Source organism: Sandarakinorhabdus sp. (genome assembly GCF_040398665.1).
Lineage (GTDB): Bacteria > Pseudomonadota > Alphaproteobacteria > Sphingomonadales > Sphingomonadaceae > Sandarakinorhabdus.
This window is the reverse complement of record NZ_JBBATQ010000001.1, coordinates 410,478-430,486: the sequence shown is the minus strand read 5'-3', so window position 1 is coordinate 430,486 and position 20,009 is coordinate 410,478. Positions and strand designations below refer to the sequence as shown.

General features: G+C 63.7%; 20 protein-coding genes and 1 tRNA gene. 10 read left to right on the top strand and 11 right to left on the bottom strand.

The genetic code is table 11. From position 1 onward, the window contains the following. Window positions 1-439: 439 nt before the first annotated feature. Both ABWP22_RS02050 and ABWP22_RS02045 read right to left on the bottom strand, forming a co-directional pair. Window positions 440-919: a hypothetical protein gene (locus ABWP22_RS02050; protein WP_353198258.1), complete on the bottom strand. Its 480-nt coding sequence runs from the start codon at window positions 917-919 to the stop codon at window positions 440-442. A gap of 485 nt (window positions 920-1,404) precedes the next feature. Then, a tRNA-Gly gene (locus ABWP22_RS02045) sits at window positions 1,405-1,479 on the bottom strand. A gap of 162 nt (window positions 1,480-1,641) precedes the next feature. Between ABWP22_RS02045 and trxA the strand changes: the two genes are divergently transcribed. The 3 genes from trxA to ABWP22_RS02030 are packed head-to-tail and all read left to right on the top strand — an operon-like array spanning window position 1,642 to window position 3,420. Then, window positions 1,642-2,547: a thioredoxin gene (gene trxA / locus ABWP22_RS02040; RefSeq protein ID WP_353198257.1), complete on the top strand. Its 906-nt coding sequence runs from the start codon at window positions 1,642-1,644 to the stop codon at window positions 2,545-2,547. Next, entirely contained in the window at window positions 2,544-3,227 is a 684-nt protein-coding gene (locus tag ABWP22_RS02035) for an LON peptidase substrate-binding domain-containing protein (protein WP_353198256.1), read from the top strand. Before trxA ends, ABWP22_RS02035 begins: the two co-directional genes overlap by 4 nt. Window position 3,228: 1 nt before the next feature. After that, entirely contained in the window at window positions 3,229-3,420 is a 192-nt protein-coding gene (locus ABWP22_RS02030; RefSeq protein ID WP_353198255.1) for a Trm112 family protein, read from the top strand. 39 nt (window positions 3,421-3,459) lie between these two features. On the opposite strand, the gene ABWP22_RS02025 is transcribed toward ABWP22_RS02030, so the two are convergent. The 4 genes from ABWP22_RS02025 to ABWP22_RS02010 are packed head-to-tail and all read right to left on the bottom strand — an operon-like array spanning window position 3,460 to window position 7,065. Beyond that, entirely contained in the window at window positions 3,460-5,241 is a 1,782-nt protein-coding gene (locus ABWP22_RS02025; protein WP_353198254.1) for a flavin-containing monooxygenase, read from the bottom strand. Between the two features lie 56 nt (window positions 5,242-5,297). After that, entirely contained in the window at window positions 5,298-5,585 is a 288-nt protein-coding gene (locus ABWP22_RS02020; protein WP_353198253.1) for a type II toxin-antitoxin system RelE/ParE family toxin, read from the bottom strand. Then, window positions 5,569-5,820, bottom strand: coding sequence for a ribbon-helix-helix domain-containing protein (locus ABWP22_RS02015; protein WP_353198252.1), 252 nt, complete (start codon window positions 5,818-5,820; stop codon window positions 5,569-5,571). The genes ABWP22_RS02020 and ABWP22_RS02015 overlap by 17 nt, the downstream gene beginning before the upstream one ends. Before the next feature lie 27 nt (window positions 5,821-5,847). Next, window positions 5,848-7,065 carry an FAD-dependent monooxygenase gene (locus ABWP22_RS02010; protein WP_353198251.1) on the bottom strand — a complete coding sequence of 406 codons (1,218 nt, stop codon included), beginning with the start codon at window positions 7,063-7,065 and terminating at the stop codon, window positions 5,848-5,850. 200 nt (window positions 7,066-7,265) lie between these two features. Between ABWP22_RS02010 and ABWP22_RS02005 the strand changes: the two genes are divergently transcribed. Both ABWP22_RS02005 and ABWP22_RS02000 read left to right on the top strand, forming a co-directional pair. Next, window positions 7,266-9,572 carry an FtsK/SpoIIIE family DNA translocase gene (locus tag ABWP22_RS02005; RefSeq protein WP_353198250.1) on the top strand — a complete coding sequence of 769 codons (2,307 nt, stop codon included), beginning with the start codon at window positions 7,266-7,268 and terminating at the stop codon, window positions 9,570-9,572. A gap of 29 nt (window positions 9,573-9,601) precedes the next feature. Beyond that, entirely contained in the window at window positions 9,602-9,988 is a 387-nt protein-coding gene (locus ABWP22_RS02000; protein ID WP_353198249.1) for a DUF2513 domain-containing protein, read from the top strand. On the opposite strand, the gene ABWP22_RS01995 is transcribed toward ABWP22_RS02000, so the two are convergent. After that, window positions 9,985-10,746 carry a sulfite exporter TauE/SafE family protein gene (locus tag ABWP22_RS01995; protein WP_353198248.1) on the bottom strand — a complete coding sequence of 254 codons (762 nt, stop codon included), beginning with the start codon at window positions 10,744-10,746 and terminating at the stop codon, window positions 9,985-9,987. The two genes, ABWP22_RS02000 and ABWP22_RS01995, sit on opposite strands and share 4 nt — an antisense overlap. A gap of 158 nt (window positions 10,747-10,904) precedes the next feature. Between ABWP22_RS01995 and lptB the strand changes: the two genes are divergently transcribed. From lptB to ABWP22_RS01970, 5 genes are all read left to right on the top strand, one after another. After that, window positions 10,905-11,684 carry an LPS export ABC transporter ATP-binding protein gene (gene lptB / locus ABWP22_RS01990; protein WP_353198247.1) on the top strand — a complete coding sequence of 260 codons (780 nt, stop codon included), beginning with the start codon at window positions 10,905-10,907 and terminating at the stop codon, window positions 11,682-11,684. 18 nt (window positions 11,685-11,702) lie between these two features. Further along, window positions 11,703-13,205, top strand: coding sequence for an RNA polymerase factor sigma-54 (gene rpoN, locus ABWP22_RS01985; protein WP_353198246.1), 1,503 nt, complete (start codon window positions 11,703-11,705; stop codon window positions 13,203-13,205). A gap of 61 nt (window positions 13,206-13,266) precedes the next feature. Beyond that, window positions 13,267-14,613, top strand: coding sequence for a M48 family metalloprotease (locus tag ABWP22_RS01980; RefSeq protein ID WP_353198245.1), 1,347 nt, complete (start codon window positions 13,267-13,269; stop codon window positions 14,611-14,613). Window positions 14,614-14,615: 2 nt separating this feature from the next. Further along, a complete protein-coding gene (locus tag ABWP22_RS01975) occupies window positions 14,616-15,380 on the top strand; it encodes a DsbA family protein (RefSeq protein ID WP_353198244.1) in 765 nt (254 codons plus the stop codon). A gap of 2 nt (window positions 15,381-15,382) precedes the next feature. After that, window positions 15,383-16,129 carry an alpha/beta fold hydrolase gene (locus ABWP22_RS01970; protein WP_353198243.1) on the top strand — a complete coding sequence of 249 codons (747 nt, stop codon included), beginning with the start codon at window positions 15,383-15,385 and terminating at the stop codon, window positions 16,127-16,129. A 39-nt stretch (window positions 16,130-16,168) separates the two neighbouring features. On the opposite strand, the gene ABWP22_RS01965 is transcribed toward ABWP22_RS01970, so the two are convergent. From ABWP22_RS01965 to ABWP22_RS01950, 4 genes are all read right to left on the bottom strand, one after another. After that, window positions 16,169-18,052, bottom strand: a complete 1,884-nt coding sequence (locus ABWP22_RS01965; protein WP_353198242.1) for a TonB-dependent receptor domain-containing protein — start codon at window positions 18,050-18,052, stop codon at window positions 16,169-16,171. A 137-nt stretch (window positions 18,053-18,189) separates the two neighbouring features. Next, window positions 18,190-18,927: a M48 family metallopeptidase gene (locus tag ABWP22_RS01960; RefSeq protein WP_353198241.1), complete on the bottom strand. Its 738-nt coding sequence runs from the start codon at window positions 18,925-18,927 to the stop codon at window positions 18,190-18,192. An 8-nt stretch (window positions 18,928-18,935) separates the two neighbouring features. Beyond that, on the bottom strand, window positions 18,936-19,385 hold the full coding sequence (locus ABWP22_RS01955; RefSeq protein WP_353198240.1) for a YcgN family cysteine cluster protein: 450 nt from the start codon (window positions 19,383-19,385) through the stop codon (window positions 18,936-18,938). Beyond that, window positions 19,375-19,986 (bottom strand): SCO family protein, encoded by a 612-nt coding sequence (locus ABWP22_RS01950; RefSeq protein WP_353198239.1) that lies wholly within the window; start codon window positions 19,984-19,986, stop codon window positions 19,375-19,377. The genes ABWP22_RS01955 and ABWP22_RS01950 overlap by 11 nt, the downstream gene beginning before the upstream one ends. Window positions 19,987-20,009 lie beyond the last annotated feature (23 nt).

Genomic DNA, 20,009 nt, shown 5'->3' with positions numbered 1-20,009 from the left:
CGTAAGCGACCGGCCACGGGCAAGTCGGCTGCCCGGATCGTCCGTCGAGACGGCGAAACCTGCCCCGTCATCGGCCTGCTGTCACGCTGTTCGAAACACGCTGCCTGGGAACGATCGGTCCAGTTGCTTGCTCTTCCTGAACGCAGGCTCGATCAACAGGCGCGTTTGAACGCCCGGAGTGTTCACCACGGCTCCAAACCAAAGCCGTCACAGGGCTTGCGGCGTTATCAGAACGACGACTGGCAATCGGCAGGTCACTCCGGGACATTCAGGTCATGGTCGGTCACAAGAACCTCCAAACGACACAACGATATATCGATTATGATACCGAATGTCAGAGGAGGGTTGTCGATCTGGTATAATCATACATTCCGGTTCCATTGGAACCATACGGACCCTGGTATCAATTCTTCGTCTTCAATTGACGTGTCCCACTTAACTATCTTTGTTTCCCAATCGTATGAAAAGTCTTCATGCCGTTTCTTTCGAAATTTATGTGGATTTCTGTAGGTAATTTATCATTGATAATTGAATTTTTTAATGTTTGGAATTCAATACCAATAAGGGGATGAAAAAATTCAAGATTAAAAAATTCTTCTAAATTATGTTTGTTTTCTTTATTGTACTTTATACTGGATCCCATTTTTATTAATTCTTCATTGGTACCGTATTTTTCTTGATTGTTTATGTAGAGAGAGGCAGTTTTTACATAATGTTCACTATTATTAAAATTTCTAACCACACTGACTTCATCACGACAAAAGACCTGTCCATTGTCAAAGTGTATTTCTGTTTGACATATAGGGACCAATTGGAACTGGATTCCTTCTCCCCAAACGTTCCCCCACTCCTGATTTTCTGTGTCCCAGACTGTATGGTGAGAAAACCCGTACCAGCATGATATGACTTTGAATTTCATCGATATTCCCAATCTCACGACACCACGCCGTCATCTAACGAACCTTTTCCTGATCTCCCCTGAGACCCGGGTCAGATGATCATCCATATCCCCATTGAGTACCATTCCCCGGAACGTACACAAGACGTGTTCGACCTCATCAAGGTCCTGACACTGAACAGAGAACATCCGATGTCCGAGTGGACCGATAGATGTACCCCTTCATACCGGGGACCTTGATCCGACAGAACCAAATCGGGGTTTTGTAGTCCCCCCGGAGGAACAGATAGATCCCACCGTCCCGGAAAGTTTTTGATTTCAGGATGTTTTTTCCCTGACGATTTTTATCGTCAGAGGTGAGGTCTGAGACCGATGTAATATCGTTGTGAACTGATTTTCCCAAAATCAATCTCCGAATCCGGATATCCGTACATGATCCGTATATCGACGATTTTGGAAATTTTGAAAACAGGGGGTCGCTAACCCCCTGAAATCCTTACAACGACTGGAGCGGGCGAAGGGATTCGAACCCTCGACTTCAACCTTGGCAAGGTTGCGCTCTACCCCTGAGCTACGCCCGCTCATCTGTCGATGAGAGGGCGGCGTCTAGCGCGGGTGGGGTGGGGGTGCAAGACTCTTTTTTCCCGGCCCTCATTAACCCGCCTGTGCGCAACCGCCGTCTTGGCAAACCCCCTCCTCCCGCCCCATATGGCGGGGAACGTGCAATCACCGGAGCAGCAGTCTTGGCCAGCATTCCCAACCCGGTCGCCGAAAAGGCCAGCATCGAAGCCTTCCGCCGCGATGTCATCGACGCGTCGAAAACCGCGCTGGTCCTGGTGGATTTCTGGGCGGAATGGTGCGGGCCGTGCAAAACACTGGGGCCGGCGCTGGAACGGCTGGTCGCGGCACGGGCGCCCAAGGTCAAGCTGGTCAAGATCGATGTCGACAAGAATCAGGCCTTGGCCGCGCAGTTCCGCATCCAATCCATCCCGACTGTCTATGCGTTTCTGGATGGCCGCCCGGTCGATGGCTTCCAGGGCGCGCTGCCCGAACGCGAGCTGGCGCAGTTCGTCGATCGCCTGCTGGCCGGCGTGCCGGCCGATGCCGAGGAAGCCGCGCTGGAAGAGCAGATTGCCCAGTTGATCGCCGCCGCCGAGCAGGCGTCCGCCGCCGGCGCCCACGACGATGCCGCCGCCATGCTGGCCGCGCTGGTGCAGGAATTGCCGGATCGCCACGATCTGATTGGCCGTTATGCGCTCGCGCTGCTGGCCGGTGGCAAGGTGGAGGCGGCGACGGCGGCGCTGGCCGTGGTGCCGGCCGACGTGAAGGATGAAACCGTGGCACGTGCCCGCGCCGCGCTGGCGCTGGCTGCGGCCGCGCCGGAACCGGACGAACTGGCCGATCTGGTGGCGCAGGTGGAACGCGATCCCGGCAATCACGCGGCGCGATTCGATCTCGCCAGCGCGCTGGCAGCGCGCGGGGATCGCGATGCAGCAGCAGCACATCTGCTCGGCATCATCAAGGCTGATCGCGGCTGGAACGACGGCGCCGCACGCACCAAGTTGCTGACCATGTTCGAAGCGGCTGGCCTGGGTGATCCGTGGAGCATCAAGACCCGCGCCGCCTTGCGCGCCATCTGGTTCGCATGAGCGCCAGCGAGGCCCTTGATCCGCTGCCGGCCGCGGTGCCGGTGTTCCCCTTGACCGGCGCCGTGCTGTTCCCGCGCGGCGTGCTGCCGCTGAACATCTTCGAGCCGCGCTATCTGGCGATGGTGCGCGATGCCATGGCCGCCACGGGGGCTGCCAACCGGGTGATCGGCATCATCCAGCCGCGCGAATCCGACAATAATCCGCCGCCGCTCTATCAGGTCGGCTGCCTGGGGCGGATCAGCGATTATCGCGAGACCGACGATGGCCGCATCCTGATCGCGCTGGTTGGCACCAGCCGTTTCCGGGTGGGAGCGGAGCTGGAGCGCGACACGCTCTATCGTCAGGTGATGACCGATTACCACAGCTTTGCCGAGGACCGTGACGAGGCCGAGTCGCTGGATGCCGCGACACGTTCGGCAGTGGAGGACGCGCTGCGCCCCTATCTCGACGCGCGCGGGCTGGCGGCGGATTGGGATGCGGTGCAATCAGCGGATGATGAAGCGCTGATCACCACCCTGGCCAGCGTGCTGCCATTCGAACCGGCGGAAAAACAGGCACTGCTGGAAACCGTCACCCTGCCCGAACGCGCGATGACCCTGGCGGCGTTGATGAGCTTTGCCAGCGGGCCCAACTCCGGCTTTGGTCCCGGCTTCGGCGCTGGCCCCGGCCGCCTGCAATAACATGTCCGGCGCTGCGCTCGATCCCCGCCTGCTGGGCATTTTGGTCTGCCCGCTGACCCGCCAGCCGTTGCGTTATGACCGCGATGCGCAGGAGCTGGTCAACGATACGGCGGGATTGGCCTATCCGATCCGCGACGGCGTGCCGATCCTGCTGGTCGATGAAGCGCGCGAGTTTCTGCCGAATACGGGGTGAAGACGCTCCCTCCCCCTTGCGGGGAGGGCGTTTCGTGGATCAACCGAACACCAGTCCCTTGAAATCCCCGCGCGTCCGCCAGCCATCCATGTAGCGGAAAAACGCGTTAGGCCCGGCTGGATAGCCGACGGCATATTTGGCGCGCGGGTCCATGGGTTGACCTTCGTTGTTGTAATAGCCGGGTGTGCAGTCAGGATTGTTGATCATCATGCCGGGGCCGGAGAGCAGCAGGTTGACCCAATCTTCCTGGGCCTTCGGGTCCGGCTCCATGGTCTTCAGGCCGGCATCGGTCATGTGGCGGACGATGGCGGCGATACTGGTGCCGGTTTCCATCCAGTTGTGCGGCACATTCACGATGAAATTGGCGGCCTGCGCGAACTGCACCAGAAACAGATTGGGGAAGCCCGCGCTGTTCAGGCCGTGCAGCGTGCGCATGCCATCCGCCCATGCTTCGGAGAGTTTCTGGCCGCCGCGCCCGACCGGATCGAATCCGGCACGCTCCTCGGTGGGGGTGCCCACTTCAAATCCGGTGCTGTGGATGATGCAATCCACGTCATAATGCTGCCCGTTCACCCACAGGCCGGTTTCGTCGATACGTTCCACGCCCTGGCCATCGGTGTCGACCAAGGTGACGCCCGGCCGGTTGAACGCCTGCAGATAGGCATCGTGGAAGCACGGCCGCTTGCACAACTGGCGATACCAGGCCTGCAATTTCTCGGCGGTGGCGCGATCCTCCACCACGTTGGCGGCGCGCTCCCGGATTTCGGTCATCTTCTCGTGATCGGCCATTTCCCAGGCGGCGGCCATCTTGTCCGGCGTCCAGTCAGATGGCGGCAGCGCCATGATGCGCGACCTTATGCGCTTCGACAGGTCGGTCCAGCCATCCTGCACCCAATCCTCACTGGCACCGCCCATGCCGACATTGCCGGCGAAATTTTCCAGCCAGCGCGTCTGCCAGCCGGGCGTCGCGATGGATTTGAACCAGTCTGGATCGATGGGCGCATTGGCGCGCACATCCACCGATGAGGGTGTGCGCTGCACGACGAACAGCGCCTGCGCATCGCGCGCCAGATGCGGCACGCACTGCACGCCGGTGGCGCCGGTGCCGATGATGGCGACGCGCTTGTTCGCCAGCCGGTCCATCGGTGCGCCTTCCGCCGAACCGCCGGTATAGAAATAATCCCAGCGGCTGGTGTGGAACTGGTGGCCCTTGAACGTGTCGATCCCGTTTATGCCGGGCAGCTTCGGCACGTTCAGCGGCCCGGTGCCGATGCCGACGAAATCGGCCGTGAAACGATCGCCGCGGTCGGTTTCGATCACCCAGACCAGCGCCGCTTCATCCCACACGCACGCCGTCACTTCGGTGTGGAACAACGCCTTGTCATACAGGTTGAAGGTGCGCGCGATGGCTTTGGCCTGGCCCTGGATTTCCGGGGCATGGGCATATTTCTCGGTCGGGACATGCCCGGTTTCCTCGAGCAGCGGCATGTAGATGATCGAGGCGGTATCGCATTGGGCACCGGGATAGCGGTTCCAATACCAGGTGCCGCCAACATCGCCGCCAGCCTCGATGAGGCGGAAATCCGTGATGCCCGCCTGCGCCAGCCGCGCGCCAGTGCACAGCCCGGCAAAACCGCCGCCGACCATGGCAAAGCGGACATGATCGGTAACCGGCGCGCGCTCGACCCGCGGGGTGTAGGGATCGGTGCGCAGCTGCGGGAAATGCGTGGCAAGGCGCACATATTGGGCATTGCCTTCGGGCCGCAGGCGCTTGTCGCGTTCGGCACGATATTTTTCGAGGAGAGCGTCGCGATCGATCATGGCGCTGACAGTGGCGGGGGCAGGCGCGAGCGGCAACGCTGGATAATGTCAGGCGGTTACAGATGCCGCGATGGGTCCATGCGCTGGTGCAGCACACGCACAATTCGCACAATGTCGCCATCGATCCGGTAGAAAATCACGTGGCTGCCACACCCCTTGCGGCGCAATCCCCGCCTGCCAAAGCCGGGTCCAACGTTCGGGAAATCAAGCAGAAAATGCATGGCAGCCAGCAAATCGTCCGCATATCGAATGGCTTGCGCCTCACCATGCACCTGACGGCCATAGTCCTCAATTGCTTCAAGATCAGCAACTGCCCGGCGAGCGAAGTTAAGTCGCGTTGGCATATCGGGACCGCAGATGAGAGCGAAGCTCGTCCACGGTCATTTCGACAAACCCGCTGGCGAAACCTTCCTCGATGGCCTCATCAAATGCCTTCTGCTTGGCCGCCTGTTCGGCTTCGCGGGCAACGAGATCGGCCACCAGGGCTTCGCGCGTTTCGGCATGGCCGGCGGCCACCAGCGCATCGAGGCCGGCGATGGTCTCTTCGGGCAACAAGATGGTTTTCAGAACGGTCGCCATGGCCGGTTTATGCCACAGGCTCGCGCGTCAAACCAGTTCGCCCTTCAGCAGCGCCGGCAGCTTGCCGGTTTCGCCGCGGGCCTGGTTCATGAAGAAGCGCTTCAGCGGCGGCAGGCGCTCGACCGCCGACAGGCCGATACGCCGCACCCGGCTGGGCACTGCGCCGGGCAGCGCAAACAGGCGGTTCAGCCCGTCGGTAACGGCACACACCAGGCTGTTGTCGAACCGCCGCCACGCCGAAATCTGCGCCAGCACATCCGGGCTGCCGAGATCGAGGCCGGTTCGGGCCGCATTGGTCAACACTTCGGCCGCCGCCGCGACGTCGCGGAACCCCATGTTGAGGCCCTGGCCGGCGATCGGGTGGATGCCGTGGGCACTGTCCCCGAGCAGCAGCAGGCGATTGTCGGTGTAGCGGGCGGCGTGGTGATACCCCAGCGGCCACACGGCCTGCGGCGCGATCACCTCGATATCGCCCAGCGTGCCATCACAGCGCGCAGCGATTTCGGCGGCGAGTTGCTTTGGCCCCAGTTTCTTCGCGGCGGCCATGTGCTTGCCGTCCACCGTCCACACGATGGCGGTGCGCGGCCGACCGTCATCGCTGTCGACCATCGGCAGCAGCGCCAATGGGCCTTGCGGGTAGAACAGCTCGCACGCCACATTGAAGTGCGGCACGCTGTGGGTGACCATTGTGATCAACGCAGCGTGCGGATAATGGAATTGCGCGATCGGAATGCCGGCCGCTTCGCGGGTGGCCGAACGCCGGCCGTCACACGCCACCACCAGCGCGGCACGAAACACCCGGCCATCGGTGAGCGTGAGCGTTGCGGCATGATCGTCGCGTACAAGGCTGGCGACCGTCACCGGCGCCAACAGGGTGACTTGCCCACAGTCACGCACGGCGTTCAGCAGACCGATGCGCAGATGGCGGTTTTCCACCATAGTCCCGAGCGGATCATTGCCTTCGCCGGCATCGAAATGCAGGAACTGCGGGTGCGCGGCATCGGTGACGCGGATCGCGCGGATCGCGCAGCCATGGGTGTCGAGGATATCGCCCAGGCCAAGCGCGCGCAGCATCCGGCCGCTGGCGCTGGCCACGGCACTGGCCCGCCCATCGAAGGCGGCGGTGATGGTGGTATCGAGATCGGCCGAGTCCACCACGATGCTGGTCACGTCGTGGCGGGCCAGGGCCAACGCCAGAGTCGATCCGACAAGCCCGCCACCGATGATGATGACATCTGCGTCCATGGTCTGCATACACTGGCCTTAGCCCAGACAGGCGATTCCCCCAAGCGAGACATGATGTCATAAGCGGTGCAGCGCTTGACCGGCCGGGCGGCCTGATTCATGCTCCGCAGTGACCAAAGGGTGAACGCTCGCCGAGCCTTCACAGCAATAAAGGCTGAACCGCGATGGCCACACGGGCAAATACGGCCACAGCGTCGACCATGGCGGGATGGCTGGTGCGCGTCCGCGTGGGCGCGGTGCTGCTGCTCCGGCAGTTGGGGCGCATCCTGGCCGGGCTGGCCCTGGCCGGTACGGGCGCGGCACTGGCAGCGGCACTGCTGACCTATTCGCCGCGGGATCCGTCGTTCAACACCGCCACCGCACTGCTGCCCGGCAATGTGATGGGTGTGCCCGGTGCGCATGTCGCCGATCTGCTGCTGCATCTGGTGGGTTGGCCGGCGCTGTTGCTGGTGCCAGCGCTGATTTTGGCAGCGTGGCGAACCGCCTTCAATCTTGCGGTGCCGGCGCTGCGCATGGCGGGCGCCACGCTGGCCGGCGTGGCGGCGCTGTCGGGTGCGGCCGGCGGCTTTGATCTGCCCGCTCTGGGCGCTCCGGCCGGCGCCGGCGGCCTGTTGGGCCTTGCGCTGATGGCACTGGCCGGCACATTGGAGGCCATTCCCGAACTCGCCGACGTGCCGGCCGGTGCGGTGCTGGCGATCCTGCTGGCGCCTGCAGGCCTGGTGCTGATCGCCATCGGCACCGCCCTCGGCCGCGACAGCGTGTCGTATGCCTTCGCCAGCATCCGGGCATTGTGGCAACCGGCCGAAGTCGATTCGCCAACCTTGCCGATCCCGGCAGCACCGCGCCGGTCACGGCCGGCCGAGACGAATCTGCCGCTGCCAATGGATGCCGAATCCGGCCCCGTGGTGGTGGAGCGGGGTGCTGCCCCCAGCGCCGGCCGCCGCGTGCGCCGCGACACGCAGGCTTCGCTCGATCTGGGCGATGCCGCCGTGCTGCCCGGCCTCGATCTGCTGAGCCCGCCGCCAACGGCACCCAGGGCGCGCATTGATGCGGCGTCGCTGGAACAGAATGCCCGGCTACTGGAAGGCGTGCTGGAGGATTTCGGCGTGCGTGGCCGCATCGGCGAAGTGCGCCCCGGCCCGGTGGTGACGATGTATGAACTGGAACCGGCGCCGGGCATCAAGGCCAGCCGGGTGATCGGGTTGGCCGATGATATCGCCCGGTCGATGTCGGCGCTGTCGGCGCGCGTTGCCGTGGTGCCGGGCCGCAATGTGATCGGCATCGAACTGCCCAACCAGACGCGCGAGATCGTCTCGCTGTCGGAACTGCTCGGCAGCGCCGCCTTCGATGGCCGCGGCATGGGGCTGCCACTGGTGCTGGGCAAGGATATCGCCGGCGATCCGGTGGTCGCCGATCTGGCACCGATGCCGCATCTGCTGATCGCCGGCACCACCGGTTCAGGCAAATCGGTGGGCCTGAACGCGATGATCCTGTCTCTGCTGTTCCGCATGACCCCGGCGCAGTGCCGGTTGATCATGATCGATCCCAAGATGCTGGAACTGAAGATGTACGACGGCATCCCGCATCTGCTGGCGCCGGTGGTGACCGAGCCTGGCAAGGCGGTGCGCGCGCTGAAATGGGCTGTCGAGCAGATGGAGGATCGCTATCGCAAGATGAGCGAGCTGAATGTGCGCAGCCTGGCCAGTTTCAACCAGAAGGTGAAGGAAGCGCGCGTCGCCGGCAAGCCGTTCGTCCGCCGCGTGCAGACCGGGTGGGACCCGGAAACCGAAATGCCGATCATCGAAGAGGAGGTGCTGGAATTCGAAGCCATGCCGCTGGTGGTGGTGGTGGTCGATGAGCTGGCCGATCTGATGATCACCGCCGGCAAGGAAGTGGAAGTGCTGATCCAGCGGCTGGCGCAAAAGGCGCGCGCGGCCGGCATCCACCTGATCGTTGCCACACAGCGGCCATCGGTGGATGTGATCACCGGCGTCATCAAGGCCAATTTGCCGACGCGCATCAGTTTCCAGGTGACCAGCAAGATCGATTCGCGCACCATTCTGGGCGAGCCGGGCGCCGAGCAACTGCTGGGCAAGGGTGATATGCTGTGGATGCAGGGCGGCCGGCTGGTGCGTGTGCACGGGCCGTTCGTGTCGGATGAGGAAGTGGAAGCCGTCGCCGATTTCTGGCGCGCGCAGGGCGAGCCCGACTATGTGGAATCGGTGACCGAAGAGCCGGCCGACCTCGACGGCCAGCTCGATCTGTCAGGCGCCGGGCTGAGCGGTGGCGGCCGCGGCGACGAGGAAGCCGATATCTATGCCAAGGCCGTCGACGTGGTCGCCAAGGCGCAGAAGGCCAGCACCAGCTTCATCCAGCGCCATCTGCGCATCGGGTACAACAATGCCGCCCGCCTGATCGAACGCATGGAGCAGGATGGCTTTGTCAGCCGGCCGGATCATGTCGGCCGGCGCGAGGTGCTGGTGGATGAATATGGCAACCGGCGGTGACATGACGATTGCGAAGGTGATTGCTAGACATGAAGAGAGACATGGAGCTTATTCGGAAAATACTCTTTCATATTGAGGCATGTGAAAGACCAAATGGTCCTGATCAAATTGATCTACCCGAGGAATCGCCAGATGCTGTTAGCTACCATGTATCCCTCCTGTTAGAGGCGAACCTAATTCAAGGAATGGTGCAGCCAGATCCGAATTCAGTGTATGGGTGTTGGATTTATCATCCAAGCCTAACTTGGAATGGTCACGAGTTTCTAGACAATGTTCGTGATGATGCGGTTTGGAAAAAGACAAAAGAGGGCGCTTCTAAAGTTGGCGGATGGAGCATTTCGCTAGTCGGGGATATTGCTAAGGCCGTACTGAAAGTGGAAGCAAAGAGGCGTCTTGGGCTGGATATTGGGGACTAACCCCGCAGGAATAGCCCCACCGTCAACGCCACGCCGATCACGATCACCGCCAGCTTCAACGCCTTTTCCGGAACCACCGCCAGCAGACGTGCCCCGGCATAGCCGCCGGCCATCGCGCCGATGCCCACCACCAGTGCATGGGCCCAGGCGACATTGCCGGTCAACGCGAACAGGATCGCCGCCGTGGTGTTGGACAGGGACACCAGCACATTCTTGGTGCCGCCAGCGTTGCGCACGGCCAGGCCGGCGATGGTCAGGCTGGCCAGGGTCAGGATGCCGGCACCGCCGCCGAAAAAGCCGCTGTACACCGCGATGGCGGATTGGCTGAGCACAGTCACCCAGGCCGGCGGCGGCGCACGATCCGCCGCCTTCTTCGGCCCGAAGCTGCCCCAGGCGAACACGGCCGTGGCCAGCAGCACGAGCCACGGCACCAGGGCGGCAAAGACGCGGGTGGGCGTGGCGTTGAGCAATAGCGCACCGGCCACGCCGCCGGCCAGCGCGATGATGGCCAGCGCGCGGAACGACAGCCGCTCTGCCCCGGCCACCAGCTTGCGGCCTGCCAGGCCTGTGGTGATCTGCCCCGGAAACAGTGCCATGGTCGACGTGATATTGGCCAGTTTCGGATCCAGCCCGGCGGCGATCAGCGCCGGCAGGGTGATGAAGCTGCCACCGCCGGCCAGCGCATTCTGCGCCCCGGCCCACAGCCCGGCCAGCAGCAACAGGCCGATCATGGCGGGTTCGGGGAGCGCGTCGAGCATAGCCCCCCTTTGCCCGCGCGCCGCGGCTTGGCAAGCCTGCGCCGGGCGGTCGTTATGGTGCGTATATCCCGGCGCTTTGTCTTGGCGCGACACCGGTTTCAGGCTAGCGTGGCGCGACATGCAATTGTTGGGCCAATTGCAAAGGGATTGATTCGCAGATGGTTCAGACCGAAGTGAGGGAACGCGGCACCCAGGCCGGGCAAAGCGGCGAAGTGGTGCGCGGCTTGTCGGTGGACGGCATCGGCAAGCGTTATGACAACCGCGTCGTGCTGCGCGACGTGTCGCTTTCGGTGCGGCGCGGCGAGGTTGTCGGCCTGCTCGGCCCCAATGGCGCCGGCAAGACCACCTGTTTCTATTCGATCATGGGCCTGGCCATGCCCGATTCCGGGCGCATCCTGCTCGATGGCCATGACATCACCGGCCTGCCGATGTACCGCCGCGCCGCGCTCGGCCTGGGCTATCTGCCGCAGGAAACCTCGATCTTCCGCGGCATGACCGTGGAGCAGAATATCCAGGCTGTGCTGGAAGTGGCGGAGCCCGATGCCAGCACACGCGCCGCCCGGCTGGAGCAATTGCTGGGGGAATTCAACATCACCCGGCTGCGCAGCGCCCCGGCGATGGCGCTTTCCGGCGGGGAGCGGCGGCGGGTGGAAATCGCGCGGGCGCTGGCGGCCAACCCGTCGATCATGCTGCTCGATGAGCCATTTGCCGGCATCGATCCCATCTCCATCGCCGATATTCGCGCCCTGGTGGTGCAATTGCGCGCCCGCGACATCGGCGTGCTGATCACCGATCACAATGTGCGCGAAACGCTGGAAATCGTGAACCGCGCCTGCATCATCTATGATGGCCGCGTGCTGTTCGAAGGCACACCCGAAGCGCTGGTCGCCGATGAAACCGTGCGCCGCGTGTATCTGGGTGAGGATTTCACCCTGTGATGGCTATCACGACCTGACATGGGGCTGGGGCCGCGCCTTGAGCTGAGGCAGTCGCAGCAGTTGGTGATGACGCCCCAGTTGCAGCTGGCCATCAAGTTGCTGACACTGACCAATGTCGAGCTGGAAGGCTGGATCGGCGAGGAAATGGAGCGCAACCCGCTGCTGGCCAGCGGCGATGTGGCCGAACCTGGCGAAGCGGGCCCCAGCGGGGTCGATGCCAGCCCCGATCCGCTGCCGGTGTCGGAGCATAGCAGCAACACCGGCCTGGAAAGCCTGCTGCAGAATGGCACGTCCGGTGGGGATGCACCGCTGGAGGCCGATTACAGCAGCGAACGGTTCCACCATGACTGCACGTCCGACCAGCCCGCCGATTGGGGCGAACGCGCCAACCAGGGCGCCGGCGGCGACGAGGATGGTTTTGATTTTGATCGCATTGCCGGCAGCGATGCGACGCTGGCCGAAGTGCTGGAGCGCCAGGCCGTGGCCCAGTTCAGCGGCATAGAGCTCGCCATCGCGCGCTTCATCATCGATGGGTTGGATGAATGCGGCTATCTGGCCGAACGCGTCGACGATATTGCCGACCGGCTCGGCACCAGCCCGGCCGACGTCGAACAGGTGCTGGCCCGCGTGCAGATGTTCGATCCGGTCGGTGTGGCGGCGCGCACGCTTTCGGAATGCCTGATCGCCCAGGCGCGTGCGGTCGATCGCTGCGACCCGGCGATGCTCCAGTTGCTGCGCAATCTCGATCTGGTGGCGCGCGGCGACATGGCCGGCCTGGTCCGCAAATGCGGCGTCGACCGGGAGGACATCGTCGAGATGATCCGCGAGCTGAAGGCCTATGATCCCAAGCCCGGCCTGCGTTATGGCGGGGAGGCGGCGACGGCGGTGGTGCCCGATGTGTTCGTATTGCGCGGCGCCGACGGCGGCTGGCAGGTCACGCTCAACCAGGCGACGCTGCCACGGCTGATCATCGATCGCCAGTATCAATCCGAACTGGCCGCCGGCGCCGATCGCGCCACCACCAGTTTCGTGAACGAATGCGTGGCCAGCGCCAATTGGCTGTTGAAGGCGCTGGATCAGCGCGCTCGCACCATCGTGCGCGTCGCCACCGAGATCGTGCGGCTGCAACAGGGGTTTTTCGAACAGGGCGTCAGCCAGTTGAAGCCGCTGACCCTGCGCCAGGTTGCCGAGCTGATCGAAATGCACGAATCGACCGTCAGCCGGGTGACCAGCCACAAATATCTGCTGTGCGAACGCGGCCTGTTCGAACTGAAATATTTCTTCACCTCCGGTGTCGGTTCCGGCGATGGCGAAACCGCCTCCGCCCTCGCCGTGAAGGATCGCATCGCCCGGCTGATTGCCGCCGAAGGCGAGGACGTGTTGTCGGACGACAAGTTGGTGGAAGTGCTGCAGGGCGAAGGCTTTGACATCGCCCGGCGCACCGTGGCCAAATATCGCGAGGCGCTGGGCCTGGGCTCATCCGTGCAGCGCCGCCGGGCACGGGCGTTGAAGGCGGCTTGAGCGTCGGTCGGCTGCCCCCCGCTTCACCCACCGTTCAACTGTGCTAGGCAAGGGCGTGACCATGCGCGCAATCCTTGCCCTGTTCGCGATGCTGGTTCTGGCGATGCCGCGCCCGGCGGCGGCGCAATCGATTCTGCGCGATGCCGAGACCGAGGCGTTTTTCCGCGATATCAGCAAGGATCTGGTGCTCGCCGCCGGGCTGGAGCCGCGCAATGTGCAATTCGTGCTGGTTGGCGATTCCAGCATCAACGCCTTCGTCACCGGGGGGCAGAATGTGTTCATTCATTCCGGCCTGATCATCGCGGCCGACAATGTGAACGAATTGCAGGGCGTGATCGCCCATGAACTTGGCCATATCGCCGCCGGGCACAACGTGCGCTTTGGCGAAGGCGCCGGCCCGGCCAGCAAGATTTCCCTGCTGTCGCTGGTCGGCGCGGCACTGGCGGTGGCTGCCGGGGCAGGCGAGGCCGGGATGGCGATCCTGGGCCTGGGCACGGCGGCCGCGCAGGGGCGCTTTCTGGCCTTTACCCGCGATCAGGAAAGCCGCACCGATCAGGCCGGAGCGGTGTTCCTTTCAAAAGCCGGGATTTCCGGTCGCGGTTCGATCGCGTTTTTCCGCAAATTGCAGGGCATGGAATATCGCCTCGCCATCAGCCAAGACAATGAATATGCCCGCACCCACCCGCTTTCGAGCACGCGCGTCAACAATCTGCTGGCGGTGTATGAACGCGACAAGGCCTGGGATACACCGCCCGACAAGGCGTTGCAGGCGCGGTTCGAACGCATCAAGGGCAAGCTGGTCGGCTTTGTCGAGGAACCGCGGCTGGTGATGCAGCGTTATCCGGAAGGCACCAACACGCCGGCCGCGCTCTATGCCCGTGCCTATGCCTGGCACCGGTCGGGCCACCCCGATCAGGCCATGGCCGAAGCGGCACGGCTGGTCGCCAGCGGGCCGAATGACCCATATTTCCTGGAACTGGAAGGCCAGATCCTGCTGGAATCCGGCAAGGTCGATGACAGCTTGCCGGTGCTGCGCCGGGCGGTGGCGCAGGCGCCGGGCGAACCGATGATCCTCACGCTGCTCGGCCATGCGCTGGTGACGAGTGAAGACCCGAAACTGCAAGCCGAAGCCGAGCCGTTGTTGCGCAAGGCCGTCAGCCTCGATCGCGAAAACCCCTTTACCTGGTATCAGCTGGGCGTGATCTATGACCGGCGCGGCGACAAGCCGCGCGCCGCGCTGGCGGCTGCGGAGCGCTTCAGCCTGGAAGGCAATGCCATGGGCGCGATGATGAACGCGCGGATGGCACGGGCAGGCTTGCCGGCCGGCACGCCGGACTTTATCCGGGCCGACGACATCACATTGGTCGCCGGCGATGCGCTGGACCTGCAGAAACGCAAGAAGAGGTAAGCATGGCGAGCAAGACAGGCTTCTGGAACCGCCGGCTGAGCATGGCGGCCGGCATGGCGTTGGCGCTGGCCGGCACCGCCTTGGGCACCGGCGCGGCCTTTGCCGCCGGGCAGGGTGCACCGTCCGCCAATCGCGCCGAAATCGAAGCCATCGTGCGCGATTACATTCTGAATCACCCCGAAATCATCCCCCTGGCCGTCGCGCGGCTGGAACAGGCCGAGGCCCGCAAGCTGCTGGCCGCCAATCGCAGCGCCATCGAAACGCCGTTTGCCGGGGCCATCGCCGGCAATCCCAGGGGTGACGTGAAGCTGGTGGTGTTTTTCGATTATGCCTGCCCCTATTGCCGCCAGGGCCATGCCGATGTGCAAAGGCTGGTGCGCGAAGATCCGCAGCTGATGGTGATCTACCGCGATTTCCCGGTGCTCGGCCCGGCCAGCACCGAGGCGGCACTGGCCAGTCTGTCGGCGGCGCAGCAAGGCAAATATGCCGGGTTCCACAATGCGATGTTCGAAAGCCCCGGCCGTCCAAACCAGGCGCGCACGCTGGGCATCGTCAAGGGTATCGGCATGGATCAGGCCCGGGCCACGGCGGCACTGAATGATGCCGAACTGAAGGCGCAGGTGAATCTCAACCTCGAACTCGGCCGCAATCTGGGGCTGACCGGCACGCCAAGCTATATCATCGGCAACCGCATCCTTTCGGGCGCGGTCGGCTTTGACCGGCTGAAAGAGGCCGTGGCCGCCGCGCGCACCGAAAAAGGCCGTTGAGCTTGGGCCAGTATCGCGGTTTTGATGGCGCCGAACTGGCGCTGTCCGAAATCGGTGAAGGCCGGGCCATCATCCTGCTGCACGGGCTGTTTTCATCGGCCGAAATGAACTGGCTGCGTTATGGTGCCGCCGCCGAGATCGCCAGCGCCGGTTATCGGGTGATCCTGCCGGATTTCCGCGCCCACGGCCGCAGCGCCGCGCCGCATGACGCCGCCGCCTATCCGCCGGATGTGCTGGCCATGGATATCGAGGCGATGATCGCCCAATTGGGCCTGACGGATTTCGATATCGCCGGCTATTCAATGGGCGCGCGCACGCTGGTGCGGCTGCTGGCGCGCGGTTTGAAGCCGGGCAAGGCGATCATTTCGGGCATGGGGCTGGAAGGCTTGATCGGCGGTACGCAGCGAGCGGAATTTTTCCTGAAGATCCTTGCCCAACCCGATGGCTGGCCATCCGGCAGCCCGGAGGCCTTTGCCGCCGCCTTCATGCGGCAAAACAACATCGATCGTGCCGCGGTCAGCCTGTTGCTGAAGAGCCAGCAATCGACGCCCATCGAAACACTGCGCACAATCGACACGCGCGCCCTCATTCTGTGCGGGCGGGACGATCGCGACAATGGCTCGGCCCCGGCGCTGGCCATGGAATTGCCCGACGCCGCGCTCGTCGAAATCCCCGGCAATCACATGAGCGCGGTGACCAAGCCGGATTTCGGCACCGCCATCGCCGCCTGGCTGGGGCATATGCTGTAGAATTTCTGTTTGGGTGGCAAATCATCATGCGTTCACCGCCTAGAAATCCACAGTGAGATAGGCAGAGGCCAGCCGACCCTGAATCAGATCGTAAGCGCCCGCGCCGCGCAGTTCCCAGCCCTGGAAATCGGCAATGTTGGTGATCTGCACACGCAAGACAGAGGGGTTGCGGGCCAGTTTGAAGGCATAACGCGCACCCACATCAACCAGGGTGCGGGTCGGGATATTCACATCATTGGCCACGGTGGCAGTCTGGCGGCTGGCGTGAGCAACGTTGATGTCGAACGACAGTCCAGGCGCAAAGCCGGGCCGCCAATCGGCACCGGCCTCGATCCGGCGGCGGATGGCCCCCACCGGTCGCGGGCCAGTAAGCCCGCGCGCAACAACATCGCCGCTCACCACCGGTTCAAGCAGCACTGCGCCGGCCACTAGGCTGAGCTGGGGCATGATCGGCCCGGAGATGGAGGCTTCGATGCCACGGTTGATGACATCGCCCAAGGCCGTGAAACGATTGTTCGGATCGAGATTGAAATAAGGTTTGCGCACTTCAAAGCCGCCGGCGATCACGCGCATGCTGGCGATCTGCCAACGCAGGCCGAAGTCAAACTGCCGAGTGGTTATGGCGGGCAGGGCTTCGTTGCGGTTGGCAGCATTTTCCGGCGCGATTCCGCTTTCCTCCAGCCCGGTGACAAAGCCCGCATAGACATTGAGCGTGGAATTGACCGCAACCGCGGCCGCCACATTGACCAACAGGGGCGTGGCATCAGTCGCCACGGGCGGGCGGCCAGGCAAGCCGATGCGCTTGGAATAATCGCTGCGCTGCAGGCCCACAGACAGTTCGCCGACGCCCTGCCATCGGCCTTCATAGGCCAGACCCACTGTCCATTGCCGCACGCGATCGCGCTGTTGCTCACCAAAGGTCAAGCCCGGTGCTGGGCGGGTTTCCGTACTGTTGATGGTGGTAACGCCCAGATCAATCAGATCAGATCCATCAAACCGCCGATCGCCAGCCCGTGCGCGCAGCGTGGCATGAATGATATGCGTGCGCGGGCCATCACCGATGGTGCGCGACAGGCGGACTTCGCCGCTGGTGGAGGCGAACAGCAGCGGCGGATCGGCGATGATCAGCCGGCGCGCACTGCCATCCGATTGCACATCTGTAAGCAGATGCGAAAAGCTGCGGGCATCGTCGAACAGGCTGCGGAACAGGCCGGCGCGCAGCAACCATATTGAACTGGCCTGCCAATCGACGATGGCACCAGCATTGATCGCGGTGCCGCGATAGCGCGGCCAAGCGGGGCCGAAAAACTGTCGCCGTGGCAGGCGCGGCGGCAGGCGGGCACCCGCCGGCAGGTAGATCGGCCCGGTTTCGTCCACGCCCTGGCTGATTGCCAGCCAGGGCCGGATGGTGATTTGATCGGTGGGTGTCCACCGCGCGGTAACGGCGCCCTGCTGGAAATGGGCGCCCGTGCCATTGTAGAATTCATCGCCAAACAACGCGCCGCCCAACCCAAGGCTGAATCGCGGTGTGATCGGAACGGCCGCATCGATCTCCGCCGAACGGTTGCCCCATTGGTTGATGCTGATCAGCAGGCTGGCGGCGGGTTTGTCCCCTGGTGAGCGCAAGCCAAAATCCACAATGCCGGTCGGGGCTGGAAACGGGCTGCCGAGTGCGCTGAGCCCCACGCGGATGGTGGTTGTGGTGCGCAGCCGTTGGTTGGGCAGCCACACGCTGTCGAAATACAGGCCATCAATGCGCACATTGCCAGCGGCCACCGGAGAAAAGCCGCGCACTTCGGAACTGCCGTAAAGGCCGATTTCCTCACGGCCGACCGCGGTGCCAAAGGCATCGCCAGCCTGGCGCACGGCATTTTCGCCGGCGCGCGCACCAGTTGCAGCGGGCAGTTCCGGAGCCAGGGGCAAGGCTGAAGTGGCAGGCCCGGACGCCACGAGTGCCAGGAGCAGGCATGAAAGCAAGGCAATGTCCTCCGCAGAACCGGAGCGGATTGTAATACTATATCATGACATTGACAATCGCTAACGTTGGGAGGACAGATTGTTCAATCGGCCCGCCCCACCCAGTGGAGTGCCGCGCCATGGCGGGCCAACCAGCGCCGCGCTTCGGCCGCGCGCGGATCGAGCTGACGGTTAAGGGCGTGAAAGGCCGGTGAGTGGTTCTGGTGGACCAGATGCGCGGCCTCATGCGCCGCCAAGGATCGCCGCACCCAGGCCGGGGCCATGATCAACCGCCAGCTATAGGCGATGCGCGCGCCTTCCGGGCGCAACGCACCCGCGCAACTGCCCCAGCGGCTGGTGGTGTCGCCCACGCTGACCCGCGCGACCTTGCGCGCCAGCTGGGCCGCGAACCCTTGCGTCATCGCGTCCAGATCGGCCAGCGCCCGCGCCTTCAGCCAACGTTCGATGCGGCCGGGCAGCAATGGCAAAGGCCCACCCAGTTGCAGCTTGCCATCGGCCAACAGGGGCATGCGTTTATGGCCTTCCTGCCAATCGATCAGCACCGGTTCGCCGTCGATCGGGATGATGAAGCCGGGGGCAAAGGGAATCGGCCGCGGCCAGCGCGCCACCTGGGTCTCGATCCAGGCGCTGTGCGATTTCAGCAGCGCCGCGCCAATGTCTTCGCCGCCGCGCGTCGGCAGGCTGATTTCGATGCGCCCGGCCACGGCGCTGGCCCGCAGCCGCACCGCGCGCTGGCTGGGGCGGCGGGTGAGCACCACCGGCACAGTTCGCCCGGCAACGTTCAGCTCTGTTGGCAATTCCGCCCGACGCCAGCGCAGCATGGCCAAGCCTACAACGGCTTCTCGAGGATATAATCTTCCAGATCGCCGATATGATCCTCGCTGATCACCCGGCCCGCCACGGATTCACGGGCGCGGTGAATGGATTCGCGGTCGCCGGTGATCAGATGGTGCCACGGCGCCAGCCCCTGGCCGCGATGCACGCGCAGATAGGAGCAGGTTTCCGGCAGCCAATCCAGTTCATCAAGGCGGGCGGGGGTGAGCCGCACGCAATCCGGCACCAGCGCCTTGCGGTTGCGATAATCGCGGCATTGGGCGGTTTTGGTGTCGAGCAAGGTGCAGCAGACATTGGTGGGAAACACCTCGCCCGTGTCCTCATCCTCCAGCTTGTGCACGCAGCATTTGCCGCAGCCGTCGCACAGGCTTTCCCATTGCGCGCGGCTCATGCGCGCGAACGGCGTGGTTTCCCAAAATGGCTTGGCTGACGGCCTATCGGACATAGGTGGCCAGCATCCGGGTGATCAGTTCAGCGGTCAACCCCTTGTGGTCGAGGTAAGCAATTGGCTGACCCTCTGGACCGTATAGATAGACCATGGCGCTGTGATCCATCAGGTAGTTTTCCGCATCGCCCGTGTCGACGCGCTTGGCATAGACGCCGTAGGCCTTGGTGACGGCTGCGATCTGGGCGCTCGTGCCGGTCAGGCCGACGAGGCGGGGATGGAATGCGGCGACAAAGGGTTTGAGCATTGCCGGCGTGTCACGCGCCGGATCGATGGTGATGAAGATCGGCGCCACCTTGGCCGCGCGCGCTGCGTCCTGCGCTTGGAACGAAGCCAAGCCGCGGCCAAGCTGCGCCAGATCGGTGGGGCAGATATCCGGGCAAAAGCTATAGCCGAAATAGATCAGGCGATATCGACCCGCGAAATCCGTGTCGCGCACGGTGCGGCCGTTCTGATCAACCAGCGCAAACGGCCCGCCCAGGCTGGCGCCGGCCAGATTGCCGGCCGGCAGTGATGGGCTGGAAAACCGCATCCAGCCCAGGCCTGCGGCGATCGCCACCGCGAGGCCCAGCACCAGCCACAGATTCTTGCCCCTGTTCATCGCCGGTTCGAAAGGTTATGCCC